Origin of the sequence: Thermophilibacter provencensis (genome assembly GCF_030372065.1) — a bacterium.
GTDB classification, from domain to species: domain Bacteria; phylum Actinomycetota; class Coriobacteriia; order Coriobacteriales; family Atopobiaceae; genus Thermophilibacter; species Thermophilibacter provencensis_A.
The window spans coordinates 15,729-30,595 of sequence record NZ_JAUDEA010000012.1 but is presented as its reverse complement, the minus strand read 5'-3'; the positions used below and the strand labels follow the sequence as shown (position 1 = coordinate 30,595).

Below are 14,867 nucleotides of genomic sequence, written 5' to 3'. Positions count from 1 at the left end.
TCAGTGGGATTCCGAGGGGCCTGCACAACTTTTCGCGACACTGCCCCTAGCTCCAGGGAGAATCTGTACATTACCTCCTCACTCGGAATCTGTTATTGATTCCAGAGAATGTTGAGAGGTGGAGCGGTCCTAAGATTTGAAGTGCGCGGCATGCCGCGCGGAATTGAGGCCGGCGAAGCCGGCAAAATGAAGCAGCAGCCATCCTCCACCAAAGAATATCATCGACGCAATAATACCCTCAGGAACAAGGGCGGCGGCGTCGCTCGTGCGAATAATGCCCAGCAAGGCATGCAAAAGAGACGGAGAGATCGCAAGCGTTATTACCATGAGCCCCGCGAAAACAAGCATATATGCGGGGAGCTTAGTAAGCTCGCGCTTTCTAAAGATATCTTTGAGTACAGGACTTAGATAATTAACATCCGTCCTGTTTAGAAGTCTAAACCCTACTGTGAATACGGCGATTCCCAGAACGAGAGTGACGAGAATAACCGCCGATGAAATGACTGCAAACATCTCCTGGTTCGTTTCGGCGAACTCGGGTACGTTAAGCGACATGCTATAAAGTGCCTTGGCGGCTCTGGAAATAATGTTTATAACTGGATACAAGAGTGAGAGCAGGCCAGTCGAGATGGCGGGGAACGCGAAAATCGGTATGAGTGTATTCACCAGGCCTTTAATCCGTGAAAGGGGTTCTGGTGGGGCAAGCCTCCGTCTCATCCTGCCCTTTGTTCTTGCGCCAGAAACGTGAAGGCAGTATATTCCGCTGCCCAACAAAACCAGAATCCCAGCAATGAGCTTGAGAAGTGTTTCGGCGGGGAGCTTATCGGTCAACCATGCTCCGAAGCCAGCGGCACTAAGGACCTTGATGGTCCATTTTGCTGCTGAGGCAAAGCTCCACGACGGTACCTCTACCATCTCGTCATTGCTGTTGCCGTCGCTCCCGTTCATTTCTTGTCCTTTCGCAGAAGTTGGATCGTCGGGATTGCCGCCTATCGTCTATGATTCCCTTAGCTGGAAGACTTAAACATGATTTCTGTTTAACAGTGTGCTCGGGAGAGGAATGCAATGCGTCTGCTCAGAGTTCAGATTAAGAACGTTCCCCTATATGAAGACGCTGGCATCAACATTGATTTTGTTGCTACCGACCGTGTTATTCGAGGTGATGGAGAGGCGACCGCCGATGTGACAAAGGTTGGGACTTCTGGCTCAATTTACACGGAGAACGTTGTGGGCATCACCGGCGTTAACGCGTCGGGCAAAACGACGACGCTCAACCTATTGCGGTTTGTCCTGGGATATATGACAGGTTCCTTTGTCATGCGTCAGCTTTATTTTGATTCGGGATGGATTGGCAAGCTTGGTCCTTCGCTTGTGATAACGGTTGTGTTTTGGGAGCGGGGGGCCTTCTATCAGCTCCGTTCTGAGCTGGCGCATTCTTACGAGCCCGTAGGTGAGTCTATTCCTGGCGGAAGAATAACGCGTGATGCCTTTTCGTTTACGGATGAGACGCTGTGGCGCCTAGAAGTAAAAAGGCCGAGCAAGAGGATGCTCACGTCATCCTCCGAGTTTGAGTCCAAGGCCTCGATTGTCCTCAAGAGAAACGGAGACGAGGGCGACCCTACGGTAATATCTGGAGAGTCTAAGGCTTTTCTCGATGATCAGACCAGCATTGTTTCAAAAATAACCGGAAAGACCGCGGCAAGAGTGGAGCGTTCCACGAGGCGTCTCCCGGAGATCTCTATGCCGACTCCCGTTATTCAGGCTTTTGACGCAAGCGTTGAAAGCCTGACATGGGATGCGGGCGCTCAGATCTTCCGCCTCAAGTTTAAGGGTGAAGAAGAGCGGCTCGTCAGCATGGGTGTTGCTACTCGGATACTATCGAGCGGAACAATCGCTGGCGCCGAAATGGTGGGGCATGCCATCGACGTTCTGCGCGAGGGCGGATACTTCATTGTTGACGAGATTGAGAATAGCCTCAACAGATCGCTCGTAGGCGTCATTCTGAACCTTTTTGCGTCTCCCGTGACTAACCCTCATGGGGCGCAGATGATTTTCTCGACACATTATCCGGAGCTTTTGGATTTGCTGAGGCGCAAAGACAACGTGTACGTGCTAACGAGGACCAGCGAATACAGGACGAGAGTCATCAAGTATTCGAGCGTGGTCGACCGCGTTGAAAACAAAAAGAGCGAGGTCATTCTCCACAATGTCATTCCGGGCTCAATGCCAAGCTACCCTGACGTTCAGGCGATGAGAGACTATGTGAGGAGGTATGTGCAAGGTGAGTGATGCCAGATACAACCTCACACATAGGTATGTTCTATTTAGTTGCGAGGGGGCTGCTGAGGGAGTCATCATCCAGCGCCTCTACGAAGACGGACTGCTTGTGGTCGATAAAGACAGGGTGGTGTTTGACGCCGTGTATTCCGATCGTCCGTATACGCGCACAAGAAAGGCTGCGGATATAGCCAGCCAGTATCTTGGGATGGACTATTCAGTTAATGGTGCAGAGGGGCTTCTGGTCGCGAGAATTGTGGACAGTCGCTCTGCGCGGTTTGAGCTGCCAAAAAGAGCGGGGGCTGATGCCGTGGTGCAGAGCTTCTTTACCCGCCCGGAAATCGAGATGCTCGCTGTTCATAAGCAGGGGGCATTCGATTTATGGCAGAGGCAGAGCCGGAGGAACCGCTCTCTGAAGCCAAGTGAGTTCTGCAAGCAGGAGCTCGGTCTCTCCAAAATCAAGGAGACCAAGTTTCTTAAGGAATACTGGTCCAATGGCGCCGAACTTGCGGAGTGCATCAAAAGGTATGCGTCAAAGGCCCGGCGTGAAAACGATGAGCTTATGCTTGCCGATCTGCTGGCGTAAAGGTTAGGCAGGCTCGATTGTCCTTTCACACAAACCGGAGCGAGCCGCCGGGCTGGCTGGCCGCCACGCCCGCCTGTGCCAGCATCTCAAGCCACTCGCGGCGGTCGTCTTCAAAGCTGTCTGCCAGCTCCTGCTGCTTCTTCGCGAGGTCAAACGGTGCGTAGCCTTGGGCTTCTCCCCACTTGAGCGCATCAAGGCACTCCTCGTTGAAGGGGTCTGAGATGGTAACGAGAAAATGCTCAAAGCCGTCCGGGCCGCCCACGTCCTCGGGTGGGGCGTCGCCCTCGCCGTCCATGAGCTGCGGCGCCGTGACGTCCGCGTTGCGCATGGTCTTCACGAGCTTGATCTTGTGCTCCCAGCCGTCGCCGTAGTCGTAGCTGTAACGCGCCGTGCGCGAGCGGGGAAAGACGTCGCCCAGAAGCACCTCGCGAGCCTCGGCGAGCGCGTAGCCCCTCGGGATGAAGACGTCCTCCGGCGCCTGGAAGGCGTGCTCCTCCATGTGGAGGTGCGTGCTGTGTGCGACCATCTCAAAGTTGAACAGGTGCGCGTCGTACCAGTTGAAGATGCGCTGGATGACAAGGTGCAGGTCAAGGAAGCTGCAGGTTGCAGGCACGAGCACTTCTCGCCAGCAGGGGAAGAGCCCGTCAAGGTCCAGCTCGATGCGCAGGAGAAAGGCGCGACGGTCGTCTTCGGTCCGGTAGGGGAGCGGGTCAAAGAGCGGAGCGTCGTCAAGGGAGGCGGGCGACGCCGCGCGGGGCCTGGTGTCCTCGTACATGTGGTCAAACGCCTCGGCGATGATGAGCGCGGCGCCCTCGGCGACAACAAGTCCGCGCTCGGTAAGCGTGATCGAGTCATTTTTGCCGGTCAGCTCGATGAGTCCCATTTTGGAAAGGCTGTCGAGCGCGGATGGGTCGTAGCCACGTTGAGAGTGCCAGCGCTCCGTCTTGCCCTTGCCCTCCCGACGGCTCGTGAGCCGGATGAGCGCCAGCGTGAGCATTTGGACCAGCTGGGCGCGGGCTTCCTCGGGCGTGGCGGGAAACTCGCCGTTGCGCCGCTGTGCCATGCGGGCTCCTATCGTTGGGCGGGTGAATAAAAGCATACTGAATTCAGCGCTGGATTACTCCGTATATTGTCCGAACGCCCTCGCCATTCGAATGGGATTGCTAATGCTGGGCGACATCGTAGAACATGCCTTCTTTGACAACTCCGCTTTTTTCCATGACTGGTAGAGTTTAGGTTCAGTAATGGCAGTTTGGTGCCGGAGGTGCCCATGTCCTTTCGCGATGGCGATTACAGCCTGGAGGAGATTGTTCGTGGAGTGAGGGAAGGCAGGAAGCTCCGTTACTACCTTGCGTAACGAACCACGAATATTCGCGAACGTTCGCGAATGACCCCGAACGTTCGGGATTTTCTCGCTACCGCCGCTCGTCGCCGCGGTGGCTGGGGGCTGCGCGCAGCTGCTCGGCTACAATCTATCCAGTTCTGTCGCGCGAAAGGACCCCACATGAAGGGCATCATCCTCGCCGGGGGCTCCGGCACCCGTCTTTACCCGCTCACCACCGTGACGAGCAAGCAGCTGCTGCCCGTCTACGACAAGCCGATGGTCTACTACCCGCTCTCCACCCTCATGCTGGCGGGCATTCGCGACATCCTGATCATCTCCACGCCCACGGACCTGCCCAACTTCGAGCGCCTGCTCGGCGACGGCTCGGACTTCGGCATCAGCCTCTCCTACGCGGAGCAGCCCAGCCCCGACGGGCTGGCCCAGGCCTTCGTCATCGGCCGGGAGTTCTGCGCCGGCGAGCCCTGCGCGCTCGTGCTGGGGGACAACATCTTCTATGGCAACGGTCTTTCTCGCCACCTGCGCCGCTCGGTGCGCAACGCCGAGGCGGGCCGCGCCACCGTCTTTGGCTACCGCGTGGACGACCCGGAGCGCTTCGGCGTCGTTGAGTTTGACGAGAGCTACAACGCCGTCTCCATCGAGGAGAAGCCCGAGCACCCCAAGAGCAACTACGCCGTGACCGGCCTGTACTTCTATCCCGGCGACGTCTGCGAGCGCGCCGCCGCCGTGCGCCCCTCGGCCCGCGGCGAGTACGAGATCACGGACCTCAACCGCATGTATCTCGAGGACGCGGCGCTTGACGTGGTCACGCTCGGCCGCGGCTACGCGTGGCTGGACACCGGCACCATGGAGAGCCTCTTCGAGGCGTCCCAGTTTGTCCGCACCGTCGAGACGGCCCAGGACCTGCCCGTCTCCGTCCCCGAGGAGATCGCCTTCGAGAACGGCTGGGTCTCCCGCGAGCGCCTGCTGGAGTGCGCGGAGCGCTACGGCAAGTCCAACTACGGCGCCCACCTGCGCACCGTGGCGGAGGGCAAGATAGCACCTGACCGCAAGTACCCAGAGGAGTAGCCAATGGAGTTCGAGAAGGACCTGCGCGCGGAGGAGACCGGGATTCCCGGACTTCTCGTCTTTGACCTCCCCGTGCACGGAGACGCGCGTGGCTGGTTCAAGGAGAACTGGCAGCGTGCCAAGATGGTGGCCGCGGGGCTGCCGGCGGAGTTCCGCCCGGTGCAGAACAACGTCTCCTTCAACGCCGAGCGCGGCGTCACGCGCGGCATCCACGCAGAGCCCTGGAACAAGTTCATCTCGGTGGCCGCCGGCTCGGTCTTCGGCGCGTGGGTGGACCTGCGTCCCGGCGAAACTTTTGGCCGTGTCTTCACCTGCGCGCTAGACCCCTCCCGAGCGATCTACGTGCCCCGCGGCGTGGGCAACTCCTTCCAGGCGCTCGAGGACGGCACCGCCTACACCTACCTCGTGGACGCGCACTGGTCCGCGGAGCTCAAGAAGACCTACACCTTCGTGAACCTGGCCGACCCCGAGCTCGCCATCGAGTGGCCCATCCCGCTCTCCGAGTGCACGCTCTCTGAGGCCGACAAGAACCACCCCCTGCTCGCCGACGCCGTCCCCATGGCGCCGCGCCGCACGCTCGTCACGGGCTGCGACGGCCAGCTCGGCCGCGCCGTGCGCGCCCTGGCGGGGGAGCGCGGGCTCCTCGGCAGCTTCGACTTCTGCGACATCGACGAGTTCGACTTCTCGGACCCCGCCCAGTACGACCGCTACGACTGGTCCCTCTACGGCACCGTGATCAACTGCGGTGCGTACACCGCCGTCGACCGCGCGGAGACCCCCGAGGGCCGCGCCGCCTGCTGGCGCGCCAATGCCACGGGTCCCGCGCTTCTCGCCCGCACCTGCGCGGAGCGCGGCATCACGCTCGTGCACGTGAGCTCGGACTACGTCTTTGACGGTAGCGCCGAGAACCACGGCGAGGGCGAGGCGCTCTCCCCGCTCTCCGTCTACGGCCAGTCCAAGGCCGCCGGCGACCTGGCCGCGGCCGGTTGTCCCGCGCACTACGTGGTCCGCTCGAGCTGGGTCATCGGCGACGGGAGGAACTTCGTGCGCACGATGGCCGGCCTTGCGCGCCGCTGCGCCGACCCCGCGGACGCGCTCGAGCGCGTGACGGTTGTGGACGACCAGCTGGGACGGCTCACCTTCACCGACCAGATGGCCGAGGGGATCTTCGCGCTTCTCGACGCCCGCGCGCCGTACGGCACCTACAACCTCACCGGCTCCGGCCGCGTGGCCTCCTGGGCCGAGGTCGCCCGCGAGGTCTTCGACCTGACCGCCGGCAACGGCGACGCGGTTCGCCCGGTGACCACCGCCGAGTACTACGCCGGCGCCGAGGGCCCCGTGGCGCCGCGGCCGGCACACTCCGACCTCGACCTCTCCAAGGTCCGCGCGACGGGCTTCTCGCCCCGCGACTGGGAGGACGAGCTGCGCGAGTACGTGGCGGGCCTGCAGGATTAACTCAATCGAATAGCAGATGACTATCTGATAAAATAGCAGAGTATTATCTGCTGTACGATGAACAGGGATGTGGTGGAGATGGAGCCAATTTACTCGATGACAACGCTTCAGCGTAATCCCTCGCAGGTAAAGGAGGCTGCGCGCGACTCGGTTGTTCGGATTACCGAGCAGGGGGCTGGCGCCTATGTGTTCTGCAGCGAAGAGGCCTTTGAGAGGCGAATCGCCGCAGAGCGCGAGGACGCCGCGTTTGAGGCTCGTCTCATGGAGGCGGTTGGTCGCGGCATGGCGGATATTGGGGCGGGGCGTTATACGACCTCGGTTGAGGGGGCGTTTGCGCGCGCGGAGGAGCTGAGGAGGAAGCGTGCCTAACGTCGAGCTGCGCATCTCTGAGGAATTCTCTGCGGGCCTGGCCGACATCTACTCCGAGAGGGTTCTTGGGAGAATCTGGGACGCTCTGAACAATCTCCAGTCGTTTCCCGAGATGGGCTCGGCCCGGGTGAGGCGCTGTCTGACCGATCAATATGGAGAAGAACTTCGTCAGATTCCCATTTCAACGTTTCTTATCGTATATCGCTACGATGGTCGGGTGGTTGACGTGCTCGCGCTCGTCTATGGCCCCTCTGTTGTTTGATTTCTGCTTGTATACCGGTATATAGGGAGGCATAGCATGTCCGACACCTTCGAGCCCACCAACATCATCGTCACCGGCGGGTGCGGCTTCATCGGATCCAACTTCGTGCACTTCGTCGTGCGGGAGCACCCCGGGGTCCACGTGACCGTGCTCGACAAGCTCACCTACGCGGGCAACCCGGAGAACATCGCGGGGCTGCCCGCCGACCGCGTGGAGCTCGTGGTGGGCGACGTCTGCGACGAGGCGCTGCTCGAGCGCCTGGTGCCGGGCCACGACGCGATCGTCCACTTCGCCGCCGAGTCCCACAACGACAACTCCATCGCCGACCCGGGGCCCTTCGTGCGGACCAACGTCGTGGGCACCTACCGCCTGCTGGAGGCCTGCCGCAGGCACGGCGTGCGCTACCACCACGTCTCCACCGACGAGGTCTACGGCGACCTGGCCCTCGACGACCCGGCGCGCTTCACCGAGGAGACCCCCTACCGCCCGAGCAGCCCCTACAGCTCGACCAAGGCGAGCTCGGACATGCTCGTGCGCGCCTGGCACCGCACCTACGGCGTCCGCGCCACCATCTCCAACTGCTCCAACAACTACGGCCCCTACCAGCACGTCGAGAAGTTCATCCCCAGGCAGGTCACCAACATCATCTGCGGCACCCGCCCCAAGCTCTACGGAGACGGGCGCAACGTCCGCGACTGGATCCACACCGAGGACCACAGCTCCGCGGTGTGGGAGATCCTCACCAGGGGCCGCTACGGCGAGACCTACCTCGTCGGCGCCGACGGCGAGCGCGACAACATCACCGTCCTGCGCGAGATCCTGCGCGCGATGGGGCGGCCCGAGGACGACTTCGACTGGGTGCGCGACCGCCCCGGCCACGACCGCCGCTACGCGATCGACAGCTCCAAGCTCAGGCGCGAGCTGGGCTGGGAGCCCCGCCACACCGACTTCGCGGAGGGCCTGGCCGCCACCATCGAGTGGTACCGCGACAACGAGGCCTGGTGGCGCCCCGCCAAGGAGGCCACGGAGGCCCGCTACGCCGCCCAGGGGCAGTAGGGACGCCGCGGCCCTCCGCGCCCTTCCCGGCGCCCGTCCCGTCTTTGCTGAGGGGCGGGCGCCCATTTTGTGCCTGTTACAAGCTGCGCGTTTGGTCCCGTTGTCCGCAAAAAAGTGCGGACAACGGCCTCCCTCGTGCCTTGAGCACCCCCGCCGCCCCCGTTGTCCGCAAATAATCGCGGACAACGGGGGCCACCTCCTCCACGCTATACTCGTTTCAGCAAGGCACGCGCAGGAAGCACCGGGAGCAGCAGTGGGACGAGCGGGCGGAAAGCACTTTAGGCGCAGACCCAGAAGCGCCTGGATTGACGCGCTGCGCGTGCTCGCGGTGCTTCTCGTTGTCTTCAACCACACGCCCGGCTATGCGCTGTACCAGACCAGCTCCGGCCCCACAGCCTGGGCATATCTCTTCGTGACCATGCTCACGCGCGTCAACGTGCCGCTGTTTCTCATGGTCTCCGGCGCGCTGCTCCTGGGGCGAGAAGAACCCATCAGTCACACGGTCGGCCATCGTCTCCCCAGAATTCTCGGCGCCATCGTGGTCTTTGGCGGCATCTGCTACGTCATCAGGTTTGGCGGAACGGCCGGAATCGTGCGCGGCATCCTCTCCGGAGACACCGAGGGCTCGTATTGGTTCCTCTACGCCTACGCGGGCATGATTTTGCTTCTTCCGTTCCTGCGCGCCGTGGCCGCCCGGATGGGCCGGGCCGAGTTTGTCTACCTACTGGTGCTGCACGCCATCATGACAGCCGTTGTGCCCATGGTGAGCTACGCCGTCAGCGCGCTCACGGGCAGCGGCATCACGATCAACCTTACGTTGCCGATCGCCGTCGAGCGGCAGCTGTTCTACCCGCTCGTAGGCTACTACCTGGGACGGGTGGTTGACGTGCGGCAGATAACGGGCAGTCTTCTGGCAAAGTTGGGGCTGGCAGCGCTCCTTGGCATCGCGGCGTCGAGCGCGCTTACGTACCACCAGGGTGTGACCACGGGTTATACGGAGGACTTCGTCTCACTCTTTGACTGGGTGAGCGCAGTCGCGGTGTTTCTGCTGGCGAGAAGGACCCTCGACGGGCGGCCCGCGCTGAGCGAGCGCCTGCCGGGGCTCTGCCGCGTGGTCACGACGCTGGGTCCGCTCACGTTTGGCGTGTACCTCTTTGACCCCATCCTCAAGTGCTGCCTCTGGCCCCCATTGCGCGATCTTCTCGACCCCGTGCTGCCCATGCTGGTGGTTTCTGCGCTGTGGTGTCCGGTGAGCCTTGCCGTTGGCTCCGCCCTCACCTGGCTGCTCAGGCGCGTGCCGGTGCTCGGCCGCATCGTGTGACTGCGGCGGCGCCCGGGTTGGGCGGGCGACGGCTGGAAGGTATGTACACTGTTTCAGGTTTGATGCACTCTCAACGTCGATAAAACCCCAGTTCAGCGCGCGGCGAGAAGAACATCAAACCCGCAACAGTGTACATACCCTCATTGGGGGCCGCACCGCGCAGGGAAAGCCGCCCCGCGCCCACCGAAACATTCCGCCGTTCGGAAGTTTTTACATTTAAGGTTGCTATCAGCCAATATCATCACTGCTAACGAGTTATGTTGGCCGCGATGAAAGGATTAACAAATGATAAGACGGAGAATGGCCAAGAGGGGAGTTGCCCTGTTCTTCTCGCTGGCCGCCGCGGCGGCGCTCAGCCTGGTATGCGCAACGCCCGCATGGGCCGATCCGGGTAACGAAAGCCTTGAGACGGCAACGTACGTGAACGTCAACCAGACGGTCTCCAGCACAACGCTCGAGTACGATGACGACGACTTCTATCGCTTTACCACTCCATCAAACGGAGTTGTTCAGCTCAGCCTCAGCAATGCTCAGAACTCAAGAGGTGGCTGGAACGTCTACCTGCGCGATCTGGACAACAATACCATCGCCAACTTTAGCTGGGAGTCCAATGCCACGAGTCATACCGGGACGCGCATCGGTCTTCCTAAGGGCACGTACGCGATTGAAGTATCCCCGCGCTCAAGCACAAGCGGTCAGCGCTACAACCTTACGATTGGGTTTTCAGCTGCTTCGGACTGGGAGACTGAGTTCAACGACGGACTAGAGACTGCCGACGCAATTTCAGTGAACAAGGCGGTCAAGGGCTCAACCATCGACTATGACGACGATGACTTCTATCGCTTTACCACGCCGTCCGACGGAGTAGTTCAGCTCAAGCTTACCAACGCGCAGAACTCGAGGGGCGGCTGGAACGTCTACCTGAGGAATCAGTCCAACGAGACAATAGCCAACTTTACGTGGGAGTCTGACGCCACGAGCCACTCGGGTATGCGCATCGGCCTGCCCAAGGGCACCTATACCGTTGAGGTGTCTCCGCGCTCAAGTACCCAGGGCCAGGAATATACCTTTACGACTGGCTTTACCGCTGCCTCCAACTGGGAGACTGAGCTCAACGACAGTCTCTCAACGACCGACACCATCACGCTGGGCAAGACCATCAATGGCTCGTCCATCGATTATGATGACGATGACTTCTACCGTCTTGTCCTTTCCAAGAGTTCGACCGTTGTTCTGAGTCTTACCAACGCTCAGTACTCAAGCGGTCGCTGGCATGTTTACCTGCGGGACATTAACAACAACAAGATTGCGGACTTTAGCTGGGATGCCGACCAGACCAGCCATTCGAGCTCCTCGATTCGCCTCAACGCAGGCACCTACACCATTGAAGTGTCTCCGAATACGAGTATGTCGGGCCATGAGTACGCCCTCACCGTTTCCGAGCCGCCCCAGACCCAGACGATGTATCGCCTGTACAACCCCTACACCGGCGAGCACTTCTACACCGCCAACGCGGGCGAGCGCGACACGCTGAAATCCATCGGCTGGACCTACGAGGGCGTTGGCTGGGTGGCGCCGACCTCGGGCGACCCGGTCTACCGCCTCTTCAACCCCTACACCGACGACCACCACTACACGACGAGCGCGAGCGAGCGCGACACGCTCAAGAAGATCGGCTGGCGCTACGAGGGCGTGGGCTGGTACTCGGGCGGGTCGGTCCCGGTGCTCCGCCAGTTCAACCCCTACGTCCAGACGGCCACCCACAACTACACCGTCAGCAGGGAGGAGAACGACAAGCTCGTCTCCATCGGCTGGAAGGCCGAGGGCACCGGCTGGTACGCCGTGAGCGCGAAGTAGCGTCACGCGCATAGTCATTGCGGGGACGCGCTGGGACCTGCCGGCGCGTCCCCTTTTCGTAGAAAGGGAGGGTGTGGTCAGCCATGCGTCAGAGACCTGGCAGGTTGGCAGCAGTCGCGCTTCTCGCCGTGGCGTTTGCGGTTTTGTTGGTGCCGATGTCGGCGCGCGCGGCAACGCTGCCCATGTACCGCCTGTACAACCCCTACACCGGCGAGCACCTCTATACCTCCAACTCCGAGGAGTGCAGCAACCTGTGGTGGATCGGCTGGTCCTTTGAGGGCACCGGATGGGAGGCTCCCTCCGAGGGCAAGCCGGTCTACCGCCTCTTCAACCCCTACACCGACGACCACCACTACACGATGGACGCGAGCGAGCGCGACGCGCTCAAGAAGATCGGCTGGCGCTACGAGGGCGTGGGCTGGTACTCGGGCGGCGGGGTGCCGCTCTATCGGCAGTTTAACCCGTACGTCACCACGGGCACGCACAACTACACCACGAGCAAGGAGGAGAACGACGCGCTGGTTCGTCTTGGGTGGCGCGGCGAAGGCGTGGCATGGTACGCCGAGGGGCTTGGGGACCCCAACGCAACGCTCGTGCACAGCTATAAGACGGTTTCCTTTAACAGCGAGGGCGGCAGTGAGGTCCCCTCCCAGAGCATCCTCATGGGCGAGCGCGTGACCAGGCCGGCAGGCCCAACGCGTGCGGGCTACACCTTCAAGGGCTGGTACAGCGACTTTGAAAAGAAGGTCCCGTATGACTTCTCCGCGCCCGTGACGGAGGCCATGAACCTCTATGCCCTGTGGGAGAAGAACGTTGCGTACCGTTACGAGGCGTACTACATAGATGGCCTCGGCTCAACGTGGTATGACGGCTCGAGTCGCACGCTCTACATCAAGACGGACAATCCGACCGGTAGCTTCCGGCTCGCTGACGCCCAGGCAACCGAGACCTGGGTCATGGTCCTGCAGCCGGGCGAGTTTCTCGACGTAAAGGACAGCGGTCTCGCACAGAACGCCAACTTCCTCAAGGTTCCCGGGGGCTACGTGGTGCAGTATCGCTTTGACACGGAGGCCACGGGGGCGCACACGATCGAGATAAGGGAGACCGACCCGAACGACCCGTACTACCAGGGGGCGGTGGCGGCAACCTTCACGGCAGACTTCAAGAGCTATGACGCCACCGTGGACGCGTGGATTGACGAGCAGATCGCGCGCTATACCACCGCGGACATGACCCCGCCCGAGAAGATGCGCAAGATCTGCGCCGGCCTGCTCCAGGAGTTTTCCTACCTGCACGTTGACGGCGAGAATCTTGTCTTTCTGGCGTCTGAGCCCAACAACCCGTTCTTTGTGACCAAGCGCTGGGATTCTGCAACCTCGCCGGCAGTCTTGTGTCAGATTGCGGAGTGCGTGGGAGGCTTCTCGAGCATCCACAATTGCTACGGCGACTACCCGCGCGGCTCGCTTGAGTGGCAGTACACGCACTACCTCTGCAAGTGCGTCTATCAGGGCGTGGAATACAGCTTCCAGGCATGCCCGACGGCGGACACGGGCCAAGTTGACCTCGCAAGCGTAAGGCCCATAGACTTTGGCAACCTGAGCAGCCCGGTGTTCGACCGCGCATAAGCACGGCACGTGCGCCCCGGCAGGCGTGCTTGCCGGGGCGCTCGCACAAAAAAAGAGGGGCGGGGGTATACCTGTAAAGCTTACAGAACCATGACAGTAGGTTCTGGTTTCCTCATTGATAGAACTGACACCCTCTGGGTAACCTTTCTCTCAAGGTTAGTTTCAGCCAACGAGAGAAAGGCAGGACCATGAGACGGCACGAGTCCGACCACAGGCGCCTCCCGCGCATCGCAGCGCTTCTCGCTGCGTTTGTGATGGGGGCGCTCTGCCTGGCGCCCGCGACCGCCGCGGCCGACGATGACGATTACCGCAGAGCGAGGACCATCGCGGTCAACCAAACCTACACGGCGAGCGCGCATGAGGCGAGCGATGACGCGTGGTATCGCTTTGACCTGACGCAGGCCGGCCCGGTGAAGATCAAGCTCACGAGCTCAGTTGCCTCGTGGGGCGAGTGGGAGGTCAGCCTCTACGACGCCTCGCGCCGCGACGACGATGACATCCTCGAGTACGAGGCGCGCGCGAGAAACGGCAGCTTCGAGACGGCGGAGATCGGCCTTGCCGCGGGAACGTACTACCTCGAGATCGAGGGCGACGATGACGACGACCGCCGCGGCGCCACGTACGGCCTGCTGGTCTCGCATACCGCAAGCGGCTCATGGGAGACCGAGACAAACGACGGGCCGCGCCTTGCCGACGAGCTGCGCCTGAACTCCGCGATCAAGGCCACGACCACCCACGTGGACGACGATGACGACGATCGCGACGACTTTGACGATGATGATGACTGGGACGACGACGATGACGACGAGGACTGGTTCAAGTTCACGCTCTCCGGCTCCACCGACGTCCGCCTGGCCTTCTCCAACTCCCAGCGCAGCCGTGGCGGCTGGAACGTCCAACTCTTCAGCGAGCGTGACTTCCGCAGCTCCCGCGCCCTTCTTGCCGAGCGCCACCACGCCAGCGAGACCGGCTTTGAGAGCAAGCAGCTGACCCTGGGCGCCGGCACCTACTACGTGAAGGTTGACCCCAACGTGGGGACGAGCGGCGCGTCGTACTCGCTCGAGCTGCGCACCGGCGCCTCCTCGGGCCAGAACCAGGGGCAGAACCAGGGTCAGAGTCCCGAGCCCGTCAACGGCGAGCGGATGTATCGCCTCTACAACCAGTGGACCGGCGAGCACTTCTACACCTCGAGCAACGTTGAGCAGAAGGCGCTCGTGAGCATCGGCTGGACCGACGAGGGAACCGGTTGGGTGGCGCCCGCCGACGGCAAGCCGGTCTACCGCCTGTTCAACCCCTATACGAGCGACCACCACTACACGACGAACTACGAGGAGTACGTTGAGCTCGGGCGCATTGGGTGGAAGCAGGAGGGCGAGGGCTGGCGCTCCGGCGGCTCCACGCCCGTGTATCGCCTGTACAACCCATTTGTGCGGGCCTGCACGCACCACTACACCACGAGCAAGGCCGAGAACGACTCGCTCGTTGCCCTTGGCTGGGTCGCCGAGGGGGTCGGCTGGTACGCCAACGAGTAGCGCCTCCGGCCGCCCGCGCGGTCGTCAAGTGATGGGGACGTGTCGAAGACGGCTTCGGCACGTCCCCTTTTTGCGGAGGATGGCATAAACTTACAGGCAGCTTACGAGAAGAACGGG

General features: G+C 61.7%; 13 protein-coding genes. 11 read left to right on the top strand and 2 right to left on the bottom strand.

Features of this window, described 5'->3' with window-relative positions; all coding sequences use genetic code 11:
* Positions 1-129 precede the first annotated feature (129 nt).
* Positions 130-948, bottom strand: coding sequence for a hypothetical protein (locus QUW25_RS07795; RefSeq protein ID WP_289511647.1), 819 nt, complete (start codon positions 946-948; stop codon positions 130-132).
* Between the two features lie 117 nt (positions 949-1,065).
* Between QUW25_RS07795 and QUW25_RS07790 the strand changes: the two genes are divergently transcribed.
* Both QUW25_RS07790 and QUW25_RS07785 read left to right on the top strand, forming a co-directional pair.
* Positions 1,066-2,289, top strand: coding sequence for an AAA family ATPase (locus QUW25_RS07790; protein ID WP_289511646.1), 1,224 nt, complete (start codon positions 1,066-1,068; stop codon positions 2,287-2,289).
* Positions 2,282-2,863, top strand: a complete 582-nt coding sequence (locus tag QUW25_RS07785; RefSeq protein WP_289511645.1) for a hypothetical protein — start codon at positions 2,282-2,284, stop codon at positions 2,861-2,863. Before QUW25_RS07790 ends, QUW25_RS07785 begins: the two co-directional genes overlap by 8 nt.
* 25 nt (positions 2,864-2,888) lie before the next feature.
* Here QUW25_RS07785 and QUW25_RS07780 read toward each other — a convergent pair whose 3' ends face one another.
* Positions 2,889-3,926: a plasmid pRiA4b ORF-3 family protein gene (locus QUW25_RS07780; protein ID WP_289511644.1), complete on the bottom strand. Its 1,038-nt coding sequence runs from the start codon at positions 3,924-3,926 to the stop codon at positions 2,889-2,891.
* 441 nt (positions 3,927-4,367) lie between these two features.
* Here QUW25_RS07780 and rfbA point away from each other — a divergent pair, with 441 nt between their 5' ends.
* From rfbA to QUW25_RS07735, 9 genes are all read left to right on the top strand, one after another.
* Complete coding sequence (gene rfbA, locus QUW25_RS07775) at positions 4,368-5,273, top strand: glucose-1-phosphate thymidylyltransferase RfbA (RefSeq protein WP_289511643.1); 906 nt, start codon at positions 4,368-4,370, stop codon at positions 5,271-5,273.
* 3 nt (positions 5,274-5,276) lie between these two features.
* Complete coding sequence (locus QUW25_RS07770; RefSeq protein WP_289511642.1) at positions 5,277-6,728, top strand: sugar nucleotide-binding protein; 1,452 nt, start codon at positions 5,277-5,279, stop codon at positions 6,726-6,728.
* Positions 6,729-6,824: 96 nt separating this feature from the next.
* Positions 6,825-7,097, top strand: a complete 273-nt coding sequence (locus QUW25_RS07765; protein WP_289511641.1) for a hypothetical protein — start codon at positions 6,825-6,827, stop codon at positions 7,095-7,097.
* A complete protein-coding gene (locus QUW25_RS07760; RefSeq protein ID WP_289511640.1) occupies positions 7,090-7,359 on the top strand; it encodes a type II toxin-antitoxin system RelE/ParE family toxin in 270 nt (89 codons plus the stop codon). The genes QUW25_RS07765 and QUW25_RS07760 overlap by 8 nt, the downstream gene beginning before the upstream one ends.
* A 36-nt stretch (positions 7,360-7,395) precedes the next feature.
* A complete protein-coding gene (gene rfbB / locus QUW25_RS07755; protein WP_289511639.1) occupies positions 7,396-8,415 on the top strand; it encodes a dTDP-glucose 4,6-dehydratase in 1,020 nt (339 codons plus the stop codon).
* A gap of 253 nt (positions 8,416-8,668) precedes the next feature.
* Entirely contained in the window at positions 8,669-9,736 is a 1,068-nt protein-coding gene (locus QUW25_RS07750; protein WP_289511638.1) for an acyltransferase, read from the top strand.
* A 285-nt stretch (positions 9,737-10,021) separates the two neighbouring features.
* The gene (locus QUW25_RS07745) at positions 10,022-11,593 is read left to right on the top strand and encodes a pre-peptidase C-terminal domain-containing protein (RefSeq protein WP_289511637.1); all 1,572 of its coding nucleotides are present in this window, start codon (positions 10,022-10,024) and stop codon (positions 11,591-11,593) included.
* 83 nt (positions 11,594-11,676) lie between these two features.
* A complete protein-coding gene (locus QUW25_RS07740; protein WP_289511636.1) occupies positions 11,677-13,218 on the top strand; it encodes an InlB B-repeat-containing protein in 1,542 nt (513 codons plus the stop codon).
* A 188-nt stretch (positions 13,219-13,406) separates the two neighbouring features.
* Positions 13,407-14,750 carry a hypothetical protein gene (locus QUW25_RS07735; protein WP_289511635.1) on the top strand — a complete coding sequence of 448 codons (1,344 nt, stop codon included), beginning with the start codon at positions 13,407-13,409 and terminating at the stop codon, positions 14,748-14,750.
* Positions 14,751-14,867: the final 117 nt, after the last annotated feature.

Excerpts from the sequence above, each read along its gene's own strand:
- QUW25_RS07765 (WP_289511641.1), top strand. The coding sequence starts at position 6,825 with ATGACAACGCTTCAGCGTAATCCCTCGCAGGTAAAGGAGGCTGCGCGC.
- rfbB (WP_289511639.1), top strand. The coding sequence starts at position 7,396 with ATGTCCGACACCTTCGAGCCCACCAACATCATCGTCACCGGCGGGTGC.
- QUW25_RS07740 (WP_289511636.1), top strand. The coding sequence starts at position 11,677 with ATGCGTCAGAGACCTGGCAGGTTGGCAGCAGTCGCGCTTCTCGCCGTG.
- QUW25_RS07745 (WP_289511637.1), top strand. The coding sequence starts at position 10,022 with ATGATAAGACGGAGAATGGCCAAGAGGGGAGTTGCCCTGTTCTTCTCG.
- rfbA (WP_289511643.1), top strand. The coding sequence starts at position 4,368 with ATGAAGGGCATCATCCTCGCCGGGGGCTCCGGCACCCGTCTTTACCCG.
- QUW25_RS07795 (WP_289511647.1), bottom strand. The coding sequence starts at position 948 with ATGAACGGGAGCGACGGCAACAGCAATGACGAGATGGTAGAGGTACCG.
- QUW25_RS07735 (WP_289511635.1), top strand. The coding sequence starts at position 13,407 with ATGAGACGGCACGAGTCCGACCACAGGCGCCTCCCGCGCATCGCAGCG.
- QUW25_RS07770 (WP_289511642.1), top strand. The coding sequence starts at position 5,277 with ATGGAGTTCGAGAAGGACCTGCGCGCGGAGGAGACCGGGATTCCCGGA.
- QUW25_RS07790 (WP_289511646.1), top strand. The coding sequence starts at position 1,066 with ATGCGTCTGCTCAGAGTTCAGATTAAGAACGTTCCCCTATATGAAGAC.
- QUW25_RS07780 (WP_289511644.1), bottom strand. The coding sequence starts at position 3,926 with ATGGCACAGCGGCGCAACGGCGAGTTTCCCGCCACGCCCGAGGAAGCC.